Here is a 16,706-nt window from a genome sequence, read left to right as displayed (position 1 = left end):
TTGATTTCCCCTTTCCTTTTCATTATGTAGTAACAGGTCTCACTTGAAGCAAATAAATACGTTCATTTTTTATGGCAAATTCAATGTCTACAGGGTACTGACAATAATGCTCTACTTGGTTCGTTAAACGAAGCAGCTGTAGTGCTGTTTCATCTGATAAAGAAAATTCATTTTTTTCTTTATCCGTTGTCACAGCTTTTGTTATTCCTGTAAAACCTGACACTAGCTTATACTCTTTTAACCCTAGTTCTTTCATTATATTTTTTGTCTGTTTATGAATGATAAATAAATCCGGTGTAACACCACCTGATACAATTCCCTCTCCTAAGCCGTACGCCACGTTAATGACTACTTCATCTTCACTTTCTGTAATAGGGTTTACGCTAAAAATCACTCCGGATACATCGGCTTCAACCATTCCTTGTACGAGGACACCCATCTGGGGATTAGAAAGCGAAATTTCTTTATTTTCGGCGTACGCTTGAACAACGGATGAAAAATAAGAAGCCCAGCATTTTTTTATACTTGTCAAAAGTTCTTCTCTGTTTCTTACGTTTAATATCGTTTCATACTGTCCGGCAAAAGACGCATTCTCCAAGTCTTCAAGTGCGGAAGAAGATCTTACGGCTACGGCTTTTACACCAGCACCTTGAATATTGGCGTACGAAGAAACAATTTCTTTTTGCAAAGCTAAAGGAAACGTGCCGTTTTGAATCTTCTTTTCTATGTCCCTGCTACCTTCTGCTTTTATTTCTATTTGGTTAAACGTTAAAAAGGAAAGCAATGCGTGAGATGTTAAAACAAATCCTGTAGGGATATGAGAAACGTGCTGAATCATTTTTGAGAGATTGTAAGCTTTTGAACCTACTGCTTGAAGTTCTGCATAACATGCTTTTTCTAAAGAGACGATGTGCAATCACTTCACCTCCTTTCATTTATGTCAAAAGACAATCAAATAAGATAGGAAAATGCATTTAAAACCACAATGTAATTTTATGGAACTAATTCCATCTTACCAAAAATTAACATAATTTTAAATATCTTTACAAAAAAATCACAAATCATATTCACTAGAATATGATTTGTGATTTTTTTTATAACTAACACATTTGAAATTCATATCGTTTTGACAAATTAAACTGTATCTCTCTCCTTCTTCTCCCTCACGAACTCCACCACAGGCCCCACAATAATACAAATCCCTGCGATAATCAGCCAGCCAAACGCAAGATACGTCCAGCCTTTAAAAAAGGAAAGCGTGTATTGATAGCCCGTTAAAAACATCACGCCTGGAAACAAGAGGACAAACAAAAATGTAAGTCCAAGCGCCCAGCGCGTACAAAGCTTTGCGTCTTTATTTAACTGTTGTTGTGGATCCATATGCCACTTCCTCTCTTAATGGTTCATCTCCATGTTCATCAAAGCTTTTAAATTTATCTTTTAGTTCATCAAAGTCAAATTCTTTTTTAGCAAGTAAGCCGTGTCCAATTGATATAACCCCGCTGATGATAAAAACGGTAGAATTTCCAATAAGCATTGGATACAGTCCGCCAAGGGCTTCTACGTTAATGTGACCGTTAATCAAGTAAGCAGATGTGTTCCATGCGACAACGCCTCCGATCATTCCTAACAGCGCACCATAGAATGCACCTGTGTTCGTCGCTTTTTTCCACATCAGTCCAAGCGTAACGGGAATAACGGCTCCGCTGACGAAAATACCCATGGCCATATAAACAAACCCAAGGCTAATTCCTAAATAAAACAATAAAATGGAAAACACGCCCATCGCCAGCCCGAAGCCAAGCGTCACTTTTCGCGATGTGCTTAAGATTTTTTTACTGCTTGCTTTCGGATTGATAGAACGCAGGTAAATGTCCGTTACGATAATATTGGTAATCGCCGTTAATTCAGCTGCTCCTGTCGACATTACTGCCATAAACAGCATCGTTAAAAACAAAATAGAACCTAGATTTCCAAGCACGTGTGACGCCATAACCGGTGCAATAGAATCTGGTGAATCTACAGCAATTCCAAGCCCAGCCGCGCTTACACCTAGGAAAGTGGCAACGGCAAAGGGAATCGAAAACCAGGCAATTCCGCCGTAAATATACGCTTTTGAAGCAGCGCTGTTTTTACTTGCAATAGCACGCTGCCAGTAAGCTTGATCCACAAAGACCGTACCGAAGTTCCCGATAATATTAATCATCCCAAACAAAAGGCCCGGCACCGATGCCATCGTAAGCATATGCTGTGACTGAGGCAGATTTTTCAACCCTTCGTACACGCTTGTTACGCCGAACTTATAATAGACGGCAGCAGCAAAAATAAATAAAATAACGAAAATAAAAACGGTGTTAAAATAATCAGCAACAAATGAGGCTTTTAAACCGCCAATCATGGTGTAGATTGTAAACGTAAGAGGAATTAAAATAGCGGCAACAAAAATATTCATCCCGGTAAGAGAGTTTAAAGCAATGGCTCCTCCTAAAATAACCATCGCGGTCACAATAATATTTGTCATAAGAGCAAAGCCAAGCATTAAACGATGATTTTTCACGTCGAAACGCTGTGCAATAAATTCTAAAAACGTATGAGCGTTCGGTGCTTTTTTCTTCAGGTTAATCGCGACAATGGCAAACAGCAAAATTTGAATGCTTGCTCCCGCTGCGTACCAATACGGTCCGCTAATTCCGTACTGATAGCCTGTGGAAGAAGACATCATTAACGTAGCGGCCCATGTCCATGCAGCAATAATAGATGCACTCCCCAGCCCAACGCCTACATTTCTTCCGGCTGTACTAAACTGCTCAGCCGTCATTTCCTTTCCTTGGCGGCGCTGCATCATGATTGTAACGGCCGTAAAGCCTCCTCCAAAAATCAGTAAAATCAAATAACCCACGCTTGATGAAAGCATCTTATCCCTCCCCTTCCTCTTAATGTTATATTTACTTACATTAATATGTAAACAAAAGTAACATTTGTTAATAAAATACCACGCCATAAATTTATTAACAATACTGTATTTTCTGATTATTAAAGAGTATAATTAGATGTTTTCTCCTTTTACACACAAAAAGCCGGCACATTCGTACCGGCTTAAGCGTAAAATTTCGTTTTTAACATGTTTTATTTCCTTACATGAACGAAATAATAAAAAAATAAAAAAAACGATAGCCCTTGAGGCTATCGTTTTTTTATTATTGAGATACCATTACTTTTTGGCGAACGTGCTCTAAGTGATCACGAACCGCTTCTGCTGCTTCTTCTGGCTCACCATTTTTAATCGCTTCAAAAATGCGCTCATGGTCGGCATCCGTTTGCTTGCGATTTTCTTTTTGGCTTTTATTTAACGAATAAGCAAGCGCTTTTCGATACAAATGGCCTAAATCTTCTACAGCATGAAGAAGGAATGAATTATGAGCTGCTTTCACGATATCATGGTGAAAACGATAGTCCGCTTCATGTCCAATTTCTTCACTGTTATGAACCGTCTTTTTAAATGCTTCTAACGATTCTTTAATTTCAATCAGTTCTTCATCTGTGCGGCGCAGCGCGGCTAAGCTTGCTGCCTGCGACTCAATGATAATACGCATTTCAATTAATTCAAGCACTTGATCTGCTTCAACCATTTCAAACGTCATTGGATCAAGCATGCCTACTAAGTTTACACGTTTTACGTAGCTTCCTCCGCCTTGTCGTGATTCAATTAATCCGCTGGCAGAAAGAACGCTTAGCGCTTCACGAATTGGTGCGCGGCTCACTCCAAACATTTTGGATAACTCATGTTCCGACGGCAAACGAGACTCTGGCGGGAACGTTTTCTCTTTAATCATCTTTTTTAATTGATCAAGCACTTGACTAGACACTTTTTTACGCTCAATAGGTACAAACATACTTCTATTCCTCCTCCAAGTAATTATCTCTCTCTCTTTTTATAGTGTTCATCGGCTCCAGTATAACTGTGTGTATTCCGATTTATGTAAACGCTTCAATCTTTGTATTACAAGTATACATTATTTCAATTCAAATGTGTTGATAAAATTTTACTATTATTGTTATTATACCATGAAAACAAGTTATAAATGAATAGCGATTCATGGTTTTTTGATATAATACCACTATCTTACATATAATCCGTATACAACCATAATCGCCGCGTCCGCTAACGCATGACTAATAATTGCCGCTTCGACACCATATCGCTCCCTTATACACGCCCACGTTATACCTGCTAAAAAAACGGCTGCAGCCGAGATCCAATTAAAAGGAAACGCAAAAACGGGCAGAATAATAAACAGGTGATAAAGCGTATAAAAGCTTGATGTAACAATACTTGAAGCAGGTAAGGACAGGTGCTTCTTCACTTTATTCTGTATATAGACTCGCCAATACATCTCTTCTAAATAAGGATTAATAAAAATCAAAATGACGGCTAAAATGATCACTTTCCATCCGCTAAATCCCCATATTTGCAAAACCGCTTGCATATCTTCTACATGAAAGATTTTACCAGAAAAAAGCAGGCTGCTTCCAATTATCACAGCGGCACCTAGAACTCCACTCAGAGTTCCCACATACAGAGATTTTTTTGTAAGCGCTACCTTCAAGTTAATTTTATTATTTGCATATAAAATCATAAACATCCAGCCGTAAAAGCACACAAATGTTACCAACACATTTTGGATAAGCCACAAACCGAAAAAAACAAAGATTGTAGGCATAAACAGCAAAAACAAAAATTTTATCACGTTTATGGCGCACCTTCTTTAAGAGCCGCTTTTCTTTTACCTAGTAAACCTTTCGTATTCAAAAGGTTTACTATCTTTTATCTTATAAAAGTCCAGGGGTATTTTCAATTATTTTTTAATTCCTGCTCCAGCTCACGAAGACTTTCAGCAAGCTTTTTCTTTTCTTCTTCAAAGTGAGCATCATTTCTAAAAGCAGGAGCTGAAGGCTCTGTCTCTTCATTTTCTTTTAGCCAATCCGGCGTCAATTCCTTGCGAACAACGCGCTTTTTATTAGCGTAGGAAAGCGGCTTTTCAGCCTGATGACTCGCTAGCGTGCGCTGTGATGTTACATAATGCTTATGAAAAAGATGCTGTTTAATGTAGGCAAATGCTCGAATGGTATCGCCGCTGTATTTAGGCACGTAGTGATCAAATGCTTCATGCAGTCCAGCTAGCGCCTCTTCTATAGGTATTTCGCTTTTGGCGACTTCATACATATGCTTCAAGTCACTAGCTGAAGGATACACCCCTCTGTTTCTTCTAGCAATAAAAGCGGCTTCTAACGTTTGTACATAAGCGTCATGCGCGGCTTCTTCTCTTTTTATTTGATTTGTATTTTCTGCTGTAGTCTCTGTTAATGAAGCCTTCACTGTGACGGGCTCCGCTGCTTCAATTTGACTCTCCCCTTCTGTCAAATTGACATCTTCGAGCTCTTCAAACTCATCGCTTGGCATAAGCTCTTCTAGTTTCTTATAATCAATCCGGTACCAAACGGTGTTGTTAAATTTAGAGCGGTTGTACTTTCCTTTTATAATTAACCCTTCTTTTTCAAGCTTTGAAATGATGCGTTGAATCGTTGAAAGCGACCAAAACGGAAACTGCTGCAGCCACTGCTGATTGGTGTTGTATACCCATGTATATCCGTTCTGCACGTTTACGCTTTTTTCAAGCCAGTAGTGAAGCTGCTGAAGAAACAGGGCTCCGTTCACTCCTACTTTGACTGCCAGCGCCGGCAGTACAATTAACGGCTGATCTTTTAATAATAATTTACTCATTATATCATCTCCTTTGTTATGTAAAATGGCTACTATATATATACAAAGAAAACGAAAAAACGGGGATGCCCGCTTTAAAATTATGTTAAAATATAGAAAAAATGAGGTGAGCATATGATACGTCAAGGCAGAATTGGCGATGAAGCAGGCATCGCAAATGTACACGTAGAAAGCTGGAAATCAACTTATAAAGGACTTGTTCCGGATTCTTTTTTAGATTCATTGAGCGCTGAAAAGCGAAAGCCCGTCTGGAAAAAGCAGCTGGAATCAAATTCTATTTTTGTTGCAGAAGAAAACGGTCAAATCGTAGGCTTTGCTTCTTATGGCAAAGAAAGAACCAGCAAGCATCCTTTCTATAAAGGAGAACTGTATGCCATGTATTTACTCGCAGAGCATCAGCGAAAAGGAATTGGAAAAGCGCTTATGCATAAAATAGCGCAAGAGTTAGCAAACCAACATATACATACGATGCTCACATGGGCTTTTGAACAAAACGGCGCCTGTCAGTTTTACGAAGCACTTGGCGGAAAAAGAATCGATCGTGCTGAGGTTGTTATTGAGGGTACATCTCTATCTGAAGTGGCTTTTGGATGGGAAACGCTTAAAAATTTGTAAGACAACTCTCTCGACAGATTTTTTTCTTCACGGTAAACTGTTTAGTTGGTATAAAAAGAAAGGATGACTTACCGTGACGAATTCTACTTATCGAAACATTATTCTGCTGGTTCTTTGTGTCACAGCGGGTATCGTCGATGTGATTGGCTACTTAAGCCTTGGCCATATCTTTACTGCAAACATGACCGGAAACATCGTGCTGCTTGGATTAGCAATCGGAAACTCGCTTGAAACAACTGTTTTTCACTCTCTGACAGCTTTAGGAGGCTTCATTATAGGAGTTGTAGGAGCTGCAATTTTAGTTGGAAACAAAGAAAAAACGTTTTGGCCTAAAGCCGTAACGATCGCGCTTGGAATAGAAGGATTAATTTTACTTGTTTTTGCACTTTTATCTTCGTTTTCTCCTTCTTTACACGTAACTTACTTATTTATTTTCTTATTAAGCTCAGCGATGGGTCTTCAAACAACGGCGGCTCGAAAACTTGGCGTAGCCGGCATTTCCACAACTGTATTGACAGGCACGCTTGCTAACTTTTTTGAAGACGTAACGGCACGTTTTCGCAGTTCTCGCTACCGCAAAACGTTTAACACCGATGCTATTCTTCGCGCCCTGTCTCTTGTGCTTTACTGCTTTGGTGCTGTTATCGCCGCGCTTGCAGAGCCTGCTTATAAATTTGAAATTATTTGGCTGCCAATTGTGATTTTGTTAGCCATTATCATTTTTGTCAGCACGAAGTTTCGTTCTGATTCAGAAAAAAAATAATAATGATAAAGACCCGTTTCGATAAAGAAACGGGTCTTTTATTTTCCTGACAGTGCCGCTAAAACGCCAAAAATGATTGCTGCTGCAGGCCCTACAATGAATAGTCCAATTAAAATCGATTGTATGGCTTCCCATAATGACCGCAAAGGACCTTGCTTAGACTCTGCTTTTTCCACTCTTTCCTCTAGGTGTTCGACTCTTTGCTGAAGCTTCGCTAATTCCTGCGTAACATCTATTTGTTCGCTCATCGCTCAAGCTCCTTTTACTCTACATTACCATATACTTCCTTACTAAAACTACTATTTATTTGTGATTACTTCAATGCCGATTTCGCGGTAAGCATTTAACACGGTTTCGTTCACATGTTCTTCTGTAATGAGCCAATCTAATGAGTTTGCTGAACTGAACGTGTACGTTGAAGACGTATTGAGTTTTTTAGCTGTTACAATAGCCGCTACTTCACTCGCACTTTTAATCATTTGACTTTTAATGTGCATTTCTTCAAGCAAAGGAATGCTCATACCGATTTTAGGATCGATTGCGTATACGCCTAAAAAACAAAGATCCGCTCGAATTTGTTTTAACGTATCAACCACGCTTTGTCCTACCGTGACCATTGATTCTTTTCGAAACGTTCCTCCAAGAGAAACAACTTCTACAAAGTCATGTTCCGCTAGTGCAACGGTAATTAACGGACTGTTTGTAATGACGGTAACCTTCAAATTCTTTGGAAAAGCTTTGACGAGCTGAATATTTGTTGTACTTCCGTCCATCAAGAGCACCTGCCCGTCTTTAATTAACGGAAGCGCCGCAACGGCAAGTGAATGCTTAACATCCATCAATTCACGTTTTCGCTCTTTGTAATCAACCGCAGACGTGGAACGAGGCAGTGCTCCTCCGTGGACGCGCTGCAGCAGACCAAGCGCGTCCATTTCCCGCAGATCTCTGCGGATTGTATCTTCTGAAACATTCAGCGTTTGGCTAAGCGTTGTAGCAACAATTCGGCCTTCTTTTTCAAGCAAATTCATAATTTGTTTGCGTCTTTCTTGTTTTAACATTGCTTGTTCACCTGTTTTCTTTCTGCTTTTTACTTTATTATACTTGTTTCTTTTGTAAAAACAATGTAAAAACGCTTGATTATCAGTGTTTTTTCGTTTATTGTAGGATAAACAAGATAAAACACGCAAAAACAAGTAATGATAATCAAAGGGAGAGATAGTTTATGAAGATGATTTTTACAGACTTAGATGGTACTCTTTTAAATAGCAGCAGTGAAATTAGCACAATTAATGCAGAAGCAATTAAAAAAGCGCAAAAACACGGAGTTGAAGTCGTCGTTGCTACAGGGCGCGCTTATTTCGATGTGGAGGAAATTTTAAAAAAAGCTGAGCTTTCCAACCTTTGGGTGATTGCCGCAAACGGAGCGACTATTCATGACCCCAACGGACAGCTCAGACATTCTGTTCCAATTGATGCCCACCACGTAAAAGAAGCGCTTCAGTGGCTGGATGCAAACGAATTTTATTATGAAGTGTTTGCTGAACATGCGATTTATACGCCAAACTCAGGCCGTGAGCTGCTGGCCATTGAAATTGACAGAGTAAAAAGCGCCAATAAAAATGTTGACGAAGAAAGACTTCATCACGCTGCCGCTAAGCAGTATAGCCAAACGGGATTTGCCTTTGTTGCATCGTATGAAGATATTTTAAATACAAACGCGGAGCTTTATAACGTATTAGCTTTTTCATTTGATGATGAAAAACGAAAAAAAGGCTGGGATCACTTTAGCAAGCAGCACGACATGACGCTTGTCTCTTCCGCTGATCATAACTTTGAACTCGAACACAAAGATGCGTCAAAAGGAAACGCATTAACCTACGTTATAAAAGAGCTTGGCGGCTCTCTTCACGATACCATTGCCATTGGAGACAGCTTTAACGACGTATCGATGCTGCAAACGGCTGGAAAAGGAATCGCTATGGCAAATGCGCACGCAGAAATTAAAGCGTTAGCAGATGACGTTACATTAACGAACGATGAAAACGGCGTAGCTTCGGTTATTGAAAAAGTGTTAGAAACGCAGCTAGAAGCACATTAAAAAAACGCTTGGCGTATGCCAAGCGTTTTTAACTGATCATGCGGTAAATACCAACAAACCAGATAAACAGCGAAACGAAAAAGTAAGCTGTAAGGCTTTTAACAAAAAATCTTTCCTTACTTGTAGTTCACTTCTTCATTCACACACGTCACTAAAGGCTTTTTCTCAAGGCCTAACAGCAAGTTCTGTACGGCTAAATCCGCCATGCGATTGCGCGTTTCGTACGTAGCGCTTCCAATATGCGGTGTTACTAACACATTTGAAAGCTGCAGCAGCTTGTGATCTGCCGGAAGCGGCTCTGGGTCTGTTACGTCCAGTGCGGCATACGCAATTTCTTCATGTTTCAGCGCTTCGTACAGTGCTTCCGTATCCACTAATCCTCCGCGCGCTGCGTTTACAAAATACGCACTGTTTTTCATTGCTTTAAATTCCGCTTCTCCAAACATGCCTTTGCTTTCATTTGAAAGGGGCACTAAGCATACGATACAGTCAGCTGTGTGAAGAAGCTCTTCAAACGAAAGGTACACGGCATCAAGCTCTTTTTCGGCTTCATGCTTGCGGCTTCGATTATGGTAAACGATGTTCATACCCGATGCCTTTGCGCGTCTGGCAACGGCGCTTCCAATATCGCCCATCCCAACAATACCAAGCGTTTTTCCAAATAAATCAACGCCAAATACCGTTTCCCAGTTTCCTTGTTTCACTTTTTCATAGCCTTCATGAATGCGTCGAGCTGCTGACAGCAAGAGACCAAACGTTAAATCAGCCGTCGCTTCTACTAGCACGCCCGGCGTATTACTAAATGGCACGCCTTTTTTGGTACACGCTTCGACATCTACACTGTCATACCCGACGCCTGATTGAGAAATAACGCGCAGGTTCGGTGCTGCTTCTAACAGCTCTTCATCTACTGTGATGTGGCCGATATTAAAAAAGCCGTCAGCATTACGAAGCCAGTCGCGCAGCGTTTCTTGCGGAATCTTTCCTTCTCCTTCCCACATTTGAATATCGCAGTGCTCCGCTAGCTTTTCGTAAGCGTTTGGCCACGTCTTTCCAGACATAACAACTCTGTATTTCCCCATGTGTATCTCTCCTTTTCCTTGTTCACTCATATGTATGAATAGCAACTAGCTATCCTATCATAAGACTACTATAAAGATGAAACTTTTTCCATTCAGGAAATGTATTTATAGTAAGAGGGAATACGAATGTTTGAAGATGAAATGATGTTTGAAGATGAAATGATATTTGAAGATGATCCGTCCGGAGATGACATTGTTTTTGAAGGTGATGTGCCCGATGACGTAAGCGGAGGCGCTTTTTTTCCAGATGACGCGTTATTTAACGGAATGCCTACGTTTGTGATGCTATTTTTTGTTATTGTTATTGTTATTGGTATTTTTCTATTTTCTATTTTTAAAGGAATCGGCACATGGAGTAAAAATGAGCAGTCTCCCCGTCTTTCCGTAAAAGCAAAAATTACGGGCAAACGGACAAACGTCCACCGCCATGGCGGTCATGCTCACGAACATCATCACTCTCACACGTCTACAACTTACTACGTAACCTTTCAGTTTGAAAGCACCGACCGCTCTGAATTTACTGTTTCAGGCCACGAATACGGCATGCTAGCAGAAGGCGATGAAGGAATGCTGACGTTTCAAGGAACTCGTTTTTTGGATTTTCAAAGACATCCAAGTGAAGAACATACAGATGCTTAGCTTATGACCTCTTGCTTTTAGAGGTCTTTTTTACTGGAATGAGGCATTTATACAGCAAACGACCTATTTGTGCCCTTTTTACATTCTACAAGAACGTTATTCAATACAAAAACATACCGTGTAACACATTCATTTAAACAGGCAGGTGATTTTATGTATTCTCCTTATTCAGGCAGCGGTCTCTACTACGGACATTACGGCGAAGCCCCTCATTCGCACCCTATTCAAACAATACTGGCACAATACTGGCATGAAACCCACTATCCAGGTCCACACAAAAAATATGTACACGTGTATTATCTTAACCCGGCTTCTCTTCATTATTATCCACCCTATTAAAGGTTTTTGTAAAAAAATGGTTATTCCCAAACTTTTGTATTATAAAATTAATCCATATACTTTTTATTTGGAAAGGAGGTTAAAAACAGTGCGCAATTCTACAGCAAAAAATAGTGTGGCGATCACCACTTTGCTTTCCGCCCTATTTTTCTGCTCTATCATAGTTCTTGCTTCGCTTTCTTCTTTAGCAGATTCTGGCCCCAACGTTAACACGTTCGGTTCAGTTGGGATGTGGTTATCTCTTGGCATGGTTCTATTTTTATACCTATTGCCTTTAGCTTTTTATATGTTGGGAATGCATTTCTTAAAATTTGTCATGGCCGCTTTTTGCAGCATTGGCCTTTTAATCGCTGCTAGTACTCTATTACTGATGCCGGCTCTGTTTTTATTCGGATTAGAAGACTTCTCAGGAAACTCAGCTTCCATCATAGGTGTAATGATTTCTTGTTTGGGCTTACTGATCACGAATATTGTGTGGTTTGTTGCTGCGTTTAAAAGACCGTCAGCTACCGTACAGGAAAGCGTTTAAAATGGTAAACAAGGCGAGACATAGCTAAGTCCATTCCATTTAAATACGAACAAATTGGAGAGATGAGCTGAGCTGCTTGTTACACCGCTGTTGATTTCCGTGCAAGACTTCGCTTTCCGCGGGCGGCCGGTGAGCCTCCTCGTAGTTTCCGCTCCTGCGGGGTCTCACCTGTTCCGTTTTCCCGGCAGGAGTCTTCGTCTTGCCCTCCAATCATCAGCTAGAAGCAGCCATATACATGAAACCTTTCAATAAAAAATTCCAACGAGTTGGATTCTCCACCAAGAATCTCAATTCATCGTTCTAATCTTGTTTCAACTAACATACTTTTGTCGCAACCTCTTTTTATAGCTCGGTAGGCAAGTAGTGCAAATACATATATAAGCAGTCTTCATACTGCGACAACACGTCCATTGTTTTTTTATGAGGTTTTGTATAAATAACTGGATAGTCAATTTCACCCCGTATAGAATTCGCTGGAAAAGCCAGTTTTTCTTTTTTTAGCGAAAAGTCGGCCTGCACTCCTTCTTTATTTCCTCTCGCATCCAATCGAATCCATCTATCTTTACTTTTAATGTAAACTGCATTTAAAGCATGAATACAGTAGCCTGTGTCTATCGTATCTCCAAGTATCAGCCTTTGATAACAAAAGCCTGCAGGAATCCCTTCTGCACGCAGCAAAGCAGCTAATAGATTACACTTGCTGTAACAAATTCCTTCCTTTTCTTTTAAAGCCTCTGAAGCGGTTTTCGTGATGATTTTGCTTTGAATATCCCAGGAATGAGATACTTCATCTCTCACAAACTCATATGCTTTTTTTATGTACGCTAGGGAAGAATGAGGTAAGCCGCTTTTGAGTTCACGCACCTTTTGTTGAATCAAAGGATGTGTAAAGTTCACTTCTGGAAGTTCTTGCGTGTAGTCTTCTTTTTCCAACGATTCACAAATTAATTTCATTTACTTTTTCCTCGTCTTATATTCATCATATGTTTTTTTATACATAATATTGAATTTTATTACATTATATAATGAAAGACCACTTAAACGGAAAACAATAGTAGATACGAGATTGAAAGAGGTTTTGTTTTTGGTGACGTTATTTTTAACAAATGTGCTGCTCGGTCTTTCGATTGCCCTCCCCGTTGGCACGGTGACAATTGAAATGACAAAGCAAGGTTTAAAAAACGGGTTTCTTCACGGTTGGGTTGTCGGACTCGGGGGCATGACGGTTGATTTATTACTAATTGTACTTCTTTACTCTGGACTAGCTTCTTTTTTATCGGCTCCTTTTATACAGCTTATCATGTGGCTTATAGGAGCGCTTTTTTTACTTTATATTGGCTATGACAGCATTAAACATGCCGACAATGATATAACGGCTCCTGGAGAGCACGTAAAAAAGTCATTTGCCTCTTCTTATGTGAACGGGATCTTTGTTGCGATTTCTCCTAGCAATCTCATTTTTTGGCTCAGCGTGTTTGGAACGGTGCTGACCAATTCGCTTCAATCCTCTCATTCTTTTCATTTCCTGCTGATTGCTGCCGGAATATTAACAGGGATTTTAATTCATGACCTAGGCTTAATGACGATTGTCTCCGGAACTAGAAAAGTGCTGAATCAGCTTTATATTAAATGAGCTTCTGTTGCGGCAGGATGTATCTTAATCGGTTTTTCATGCTATTTCCTCTACCGGTTTATTGGGAATCTGCGCATGTATTTTTAATATGACGTGCTATATCCCCTCTTTATCTAGTATAGAGAGGGAATTTTTATCATCTATCAGGGACTATCAGACAAAAAGTTCACAATTTCGTCACATTTATATTGATTTTTTTCTCTTTTTATACGAAAATATAAAAAAGGGAGGAAATATCATGAAAATCAAAAAAGCACTTCGCATCTTTATTGGATCAAACGTCCTTGTATTATTAACATTTGGCCTTCTTCCAGCACTATTAGTTAACCCTGATATTGACCTAATTCAATCATTTATTAATTATATAGGCAAGGATTAATTCCGCTTAAAATAATCTAAATTTTCAATCTATTATTTTATAAAAAAAGACAGCGCAGGCTGTCTTTTTTAGTAGGTTTACACGTTTACTTAGTTGAAAACAGCTTTTTAACATCCATTTTTTGATCTTTAACAATCGTATATGTCGCCTGTTTTTTATCTTCAAAGCTAAACGCTTTTATGTAGTCATTATCGTAAATCGTTAAGCCGTACGCGTCTTTTCCGTTTTCGACGATTTTTACCCAGTAAGCCTGGTCAAACTTTGGATCGAGTTCTTTGCTTTTTTTCACTTCTAGCTGTGACAAAGAGTGTACGATCTCTTTTGTATTCTTTTTATCGTCTACTACACGCTTTCCTTCGTCTGTATCTATTTCAATACACGTAACGTTTGCTTCATCTACTTTTATGACGTCTTTTAACTGATGGGCTTTCCCGGTATATGTAAAATAAAATACGACGATAAATAAAAGTGCAGCTATAATAATCGTTCTTTTTTTCAAAAGGAACCTCCTTTTCTACATCACGCTGCATTCACGTGATACACCTTTTTATTCCTCCTGTTCCGCAGCCCTTTAGTAGAATGCTGCTTCCTACAAGTAAACTATACGTTAATCCCGGAACAGGAAGTACTAACGTTACCATCAACAGTAACATGCCCGTACTTGTAAGAGCTACTCCGGCAGCTCGATTTTTCATTCCTTTCACCACCGTTGCTCTGTAAATCTCTTTTTATAAAGTGATAGAAATAATATTGATCTACTATTTACTTATGTGCTTTTAGCTTATAGTACAGAAATGTCAAAACTTCTACTAGTAAGATCACTACTTCACATTACCTTCTCTTTTTAACTAACTCATCATGATTTATGAAATAAAAACAGCTCATCTACTGTTGCTCCCAACTCCTCAGCCAGCTGAAAAGCCAGCGTTAAGCTTGGATCATACTTATTGTTTTCAATTGCATTAATCGTTTGTCTCGATACGCCGCATACTTTTGCCAGTTCGTCTTGAGACATCTTTTTGCTTTTACGCAGTTCTTTAATTCGATTTTCCACCATTCATCACTCATCTCTAAAATGTAAAAAACTTTTTACATCCATATCTTATATTATTTCCTTTGTTACTGTCAAATATGTTTGACAAAATAGAGTCTTTTACATAACTGAAATAGAGGTTGGAACAAAAATAGGTTAGTTGAAGGACAATGCGAACGAGTTTGATTAAGAATTCACCTCGTACTAATTTTTTTATAGGTATGGTGAACATAGGTTTCGTGTATGCAGGTGCTTCTAGCTGATGATTGGAGGGCAAAGCGAAGACTCCTGCGGGGAAAGCGGAACAGGTAAGACCCCACAGGAGCGCAAGCGACGAGGAGGCTCAGCGGCCGCCCGCGGAAAGCGAAGCCTTGCACGGAAATCATCAGCGGTGCAAGAAGCAATTCATAGTAGTAACATTAAAGCTTCTTACTCATATTAAACCACTTGACGCCTGCATGCTGAGACTCCGCAACTCCTTGATTCACATATCCGTTCTTTTCGTAAAAAGGAATCAATTCTTCTTTACATGTTAACGTAACCGTTAAGCGCTGTTTGTTCTGCGCTTGTTTTTCAAACTCCCTTAGCAGCATACTGGCAATTCCTTTGTGATGATGCTTGGGATTTACAACGATACCTAAAATACTTTGATAACCGCCTGTCTCAGGGTTCGAAATCGTTTTTTCAAACAAATCATCCGTAATAAACGGTGCTGAAATGACGGGACCGTTCACATATCCGATTATTTCTTCATTTTCTTGGGCGATGATAAACGTATCAGGAATGGTGTTAATCCGCGTGATAAATGCATCTTTTGAGGCAGCTTCTTCGGGTGTAAAGCCTTTATTTTCTAACGTAATTAATTGGTTTAAATCTTTTTTATCCACTTGTCTTATAATCATTGGAACGTTTCCTTTCATTATGTATTTCTCTTTTTTCTCTAAAAGCTTCTATTACATATAACTATCTCTTTCTACTATATATAAAAATGCCCAAACAAAAAAGGATTGACCTCTGCAGCATACAGAATTCAATCCTACTTCGCTTTTTAATTAACGTCTTGATTATTTGATAAATGCACCAAACGGCTTGCCCAACGGAAGCACAGCTCGACCGTAGTGAGTATTTAATACAGCCGCTGCAGATCCATAGAATGAAAACAGAGCAATCAATAGCTCTGACACTGCCGCTAGTAAGTGCGTGTATTCATATGCCACACCAAATGTACTTAGCGATAATCCAATAAATAAGAAATCAATCAACACAAAAATAATAAATAATACTTTATGAGTGCCCATTGCGCCAACTGTCATAAAAACGCTGAAAATTAAGTAGCCGACAAAAGCAAATGCGAGCTGCTTCGGATCCGCTTCTTTTGCGAGCGCTTCCCCAAATGCTCCAAGCTGAATAAGCCATGTCATGCCGACACCTAACCAAAATAAACCGAAGGCACCAAAAGCCGTTGCGCCGAAGATATTATTATGTTTGAAATCTTGCATAGACGCGATTAGCTGCCCTATCCCGCCTAAAAAAATTGCCCATGGCAATACCAATGAAACACCATCGGTTACCCCAAGCTTTTGAAACGATGCAACAAGTGTCACCATGGCAAGTCCGAATAGGCCTAGCGCTGATGGATCTGCTGTTACAATTTTAACGTGCTGCGTACTGTTGTTACTCATGTTTTACCTCCCTGATTTTAAAAACACCTTTAAAAAGATACAAAAATCTACGGGAAGTGTCAATGGATATTTTTGGCCTTTAAAAACCCATAAGACCAAGCAGTGTAGCGTTTACACTGCTTGGTCTTTACT

Annotated in this window: 24 protein-coding genes and 1 pseudogene; 9 read left to right on the top strand and 16 right to left on the bottom strand. The window is 39.5% G+C overall.

The annotated features are described in order from the left end of the window. Nucleotides 1–22 precede the first annotated feature (22 nt). The 6 genes from AC0C45_RS12775 to AC0C45_RS12750 form a co-directional block, all read right to left on the bottom strand. The gene (locus AC0C45_RS12775) at nt 23–916 is read right to left on the bottom strand and encodes a PEP/pyruvate-binding domain-containing protein (protein ID WP_047931357.1); all 894 of its coding nucleotides are present in this window, start codon (nt 914–916) and stop codon (nt 23–25) included. A 218-nt stretch (nt 917–1,134) separates the two neighbouring features. Continuing rightward, entirely contained in the window at nt 1,135–1,380 is a 246-nt protein-coding gene (locus AC0C45_RS12770; RefSeq protein ID WP_029323294.1) for a hypothetical protein, read from the bottom strand. Beyond that, nucleotides 1,355–2,914 carry a sodium:solute symporter family protein gene (locus tag AC0C45_RS12765; protein WP_257061794.1) on the bottom strand — a complete coding sequence of 520 codons (1,560 nt, stop codon included), beginning with the start codon at nt 2,912–2,914 and terminating at the stop codon, nt 1,355–1,357. Before AC0C45_RS12765 ends, AC0C45_RS12770 begins: the two co-directional genes overlap by 26 nt. Nucleotides 2,915–3,197: 283 nt before the next feature. Beyond that, the gene (locus AC0C45_RS12760) at nt 3,198–3,893 is read right to left on the bottom strand and encodes a FadR/GntR family transcriptional regulator (protein ID WP_013058211.1); all 696 of its coding nucleotides are present in this window, start codon (nt 3,891–3,893) and stop codon (nt 3,198–3,200) included. 225 nt (nt 3,894–4,118) lie between these two features. After that, complete coding sequence (locus tag AC0C45_RS12755) at nt 4,119–4,748, bottom strand: CPBP family intramembrane glutamic endopeptidase (RefSeq protein WP_237892668.1); 630 nt, start codon at nt 4,746–4,748, stop codon at nt 4,119–4,121. Nucleotides 4,749–4,852: 104 nt separating this feature from the next. Continuing rightward, nucleotides 4,853–5,782 carry a hypothetical protein gene (locus AC0C45_RS12750; RefSeq protein WP_257061792.1) on the bottom strand — a complete coding sequence of 310 codons (930 nt, stop codon included), beginning with the start codon at nt 5,780–5,782 and terminating at the stop codon, nt 4,853–4,855. Between the two features lie 114 nt (nt 5,783–5,896). Here AC0C45_RS12750 and AC0C45_RS12745 point away from each other — a divergent pair, with 114 nt between their 5' ends. Both AC0C45_RS12745 and AC0C45_RS12740 read left to right on the top strand, forming a co-directional pair. Then, nucleotides 5,897–6,397, top strand: coding sequence for a GNAT family N-acetyltransferase (locus tag AC0C45_RS12745; protein WP_257061790.1), 501 nt, complete (start codon nt 5,897–5,899; stop codon nt 6,395–6,397). 73 nt (nt 6,398–6,470) lie between these two features. After that, nucleotides 6,471–7,160 (top strand): YoaK family protein, encoded by a 690-nt coding sequence (locus AC0C45_RS12740; protein ID WP_016765010.1) that lies wholly within the window; start codon nt 6,471–6,473, stop codon nt 7,158–7,160. Nucleotides 7,161–7,198: 38 nt separating this feature from the next. Here the strand turns inward: AC0C45_RS12740 and AC0C45_RS12735 are convergent, their stop codons facing one another. Together AC0C45_RS12735 and AC0C45_RS12730 are read right to left on the bottom strand one after the other, a co-directional pair. After that, complete coding sequence (locus AC0C45_RS12735; protein WP_034650136.1) at nt 7,199–7,408, bottom strand: hypothetical protein; 210 nt, start codon at nt 7,406–7,408, stop codon at nt 7,199–7,201. Nucleotides 7,409–7,459: 51 nt separating this feature from the next. Beyond that, nucleotides 7,460–8,218, bottom strand: a complete 759-nt coding sequence (locus AC0C45_RS12730; RefSeq protein WP_013084219.1) for a DeoR/GlpR family DNA-binding transcription regulator — start codon at nt 8,216–8,218, stop codon at nt 7,460–7,462. Between the two features lie 164 nt (nt 8,219–8,382). Here AC0C45_RS12730 and AC0C45_RS12725 point away from each other — a divergent pair, with 164 nt between their 5' ends. After that, nucleotides 8,383–9,258 carry a Cof-type HAD-IIB family hydrolase gene (locus AC0C45_RS12725; protein ID WP_016765012.1) on the top strand — a complete coding sequence of 292 codons (876 nt, stop codon included), beginning with the start codon at nt 8,383–8,385 and terminating at the stop codon, nt 9,256–9,258. Between the two features lie 116 nt (nt 9,259–9,374). Here AC0C45_RS12725 and AC0C45_RS12720 read toward each other — a convergent pair whose 3' ends face one another. Beyond that, complete coding sequence (locus tag AC0C45_RS12720) at nt 9,375–10,340, bottom strand: 2-hydroxyacid dehydrogenase (protein WP_257061784.1); 966 nt, start codon at nt 10,338–10,340, stop codon at nt 9,375–9,377. A 144-nt stretch (nt 10,341–10,484) separates the two neighbouring features. On the opposite strand from AC0C45_RS12720, the gene AC0C45_RS12715 reads away from it, so the two are divergent. The 3 genes from AC0C45_RS12715 (at nt 10,485) to AC0C45_RS12705 (ending at nt 11,847) form a co-directional block, all read left to right on the top strand. Then, nucleotides 10,485–10,979, top strand: coding sequence for a DUF2500 domain-containing protein (locus tag AC0C45_RS12715; RefSeq protein ID WP_257062546.1), 495 nt, complete (start codon nt 10,485–10,487; stop codon nt 10,977–10,979). Nucleotides 10,980–11,132: 153 nt separating this feature from the next. After that, a complete protein-coding gene (locus AC0C45_RS12710; protein WP_257061783.1) occupies nt 11,133–11,318 on the top strand; it encodes a hypothetical protein in 186 nt (61 codons plus the stop codon). Nucleotides 11,319–11,406: 88 nt separating this feature from the next. After that, a complete protein-coding gene (locus AC0C45_RS12705) occupies nt 11,407–11,847 on the top strand; it encodes a DUF5391 family protein (RefSeq protein ID WP_034650129.1) in 441 nt (146 codons plus the stop codon). Nucleotides 11,848–11,926: 79 nt separating this feature from the next. Here the strand turns inward: AC0C45_RS12705 and AC0C45_RS12700 are convergent, their stop codons facing one another. Both AC0C45_RS12700 and AC0C45_RS12695 read right to left on the bottom strand, forming a co-directional pair. Further along, a complete protein-coding gene (locus AC0C45_RS12700; RefSeq protein WP_256656509.1) occupies nt 11,927–12,061 on the bottom strand; it encodes a hypothetical protein in 135 nt (44 codons plus the stop codon). Nucleotides 12,062–12,189: 128 nt separating this feature from the next. Then, the gene (locus tag AC0C45_RS12695) at nt 12,190–12,801 is read right to left on the bottom strand and encodes a transglutaminase-like domain-containing protein (protein WP_257061782.1); all 612 of its coding nucleotides are present in this window, start codon (nt 12,799–12,801) and stop codon (nt 12,190–12,192) included. A 133-nt stretch (nt 12,802–12,934) separates the two neighbouring features. Between AC0C45_RS12695 and AC0C45_RS12690 the strand changes: the two are divergent. Together AC0C45_RS12690 and AC0C45_RS12685 are read left to right on the top strand one after the other, a co-directional pair. Then, nucleotides 12,935–13,567: pseudogene (locus tag AC0C45_RS12690) on the top strand (LysE family translocator). 151 nt (nt 13,568–13,718) lie between these two features. Then, nucleotides 13,719–13,859 carry a hypothetical protein gene (locus tag AC0C45_RS12685; protein WP_013058226.1) on the top strand — a complete coding sequence of 47 codons (141 nt, stop codon included), beginning with the start codon at nt 13,719–13,721 and terminating at the stop codon, nt 13,857–13,859. 85 nt (nt 13,860–13,944) lie between these two features. On the opposite strand, the gene AC0C45_RS12680 is transcribed toward AC0C45_RS12685, so the two are convergent. The 3 genes from AC0C45_RS12680 to AC0C45_RS12670 form a co-directional block, all read right to left on the bottom strand. Then, on the bottom strand, nt 13,945–14,358 hold the full coding sequence (locus AC0C45_RS12680) for a DUF5301 domain-containing protein (protein ID WP_257061781.1): 414 nt from the start codon (nt 14,356–14,358) through the stop codon (nt 13,945–13,947). Between the two features lie 31 nt (nt 14,359–14,389). Then, the gene (locus AC0C45_RS12675; protein ID WP_013084226.1) at nt 14,390–14,554 is read right to left on the bottom strand and encodes a hypothetical protein; all 165 of its coding nucleotides are present in this window, start codon (nt 14,552–14,554) and stop codon (nt 14,390–14,392) included. 161 nt (nt 14,555–14,715) lie between these two features. Continuing rightward, nucleotides 14,716–14,916 (bottom strand): helix-turn-helix transcriptional regulator, encoded by a 201-nt coding sequence (locus AC0C45_RS12670; protein ID WP_013084227.1) that lies wholly within the window; start codon nt 14,914–14,916, stop codon nt 14,716–14,718. A 238-nt stretch (nt 14,917–15,154) separates the two neighbouring features. On the opposite strand from AC0C45_RS12670, the gene AC0C45_RS12665 reads away from it, so the two are divergent. After that, on the top strand, nt 15,155–15,334 hold the full coding sequence (locus AC0C45_RS12665) for a hypothetical protein (protein WP_257061780.1): 180 nt from the start codon (nt 15,155–15,157) through the stop codon (nt 15,332–15,334). Here the strand turns inward: AC0C45_RS12665 and AC0C45_RS12660 are convergent. Both AC0C45_RS12660 and AC0C45_RS12655 read right to left on the bottom strand, forming a co-directional pair. Then, nucleotides 15,312–15,812: a GNAT family N-acetyltransferase gene (locus AC0C45_RS12660; RefSeq protein ID WP_016765020.1), complete on the bottom strand. Its 501-nt coding sequence runs from the start codon at nt 15,810–15,812 to the stop codon at nt 15,312–15,314. The genes AC0C45_RS12665 and AC0C45_RS12660 overlap by 23 nt on opposite strands. A 144-nt stretch (nt 15,813–15,956) precedes the next feature. Beyond that, nucleotides 15,957–16,574, bottom strand: a complete 618-nt coding sequence (locus AC0C45_RS12655; protein ID WP_257061779.1) for an acetate uptake transporter — start codon at nt 16,572–16,574, stop codon at nt 15,957–15,959. Nucleotides 16,575–16,706 lie beyond the last annotated feature (132 nt).

The sequence above is a fragment of the Priestia sp. VA7 genome (genome assembly GCF_055710015.1).
Note: the sequence above shows the minus strand (reverse complement) of the source record. Positions and strands in the feature narration are given on the sequence as shown.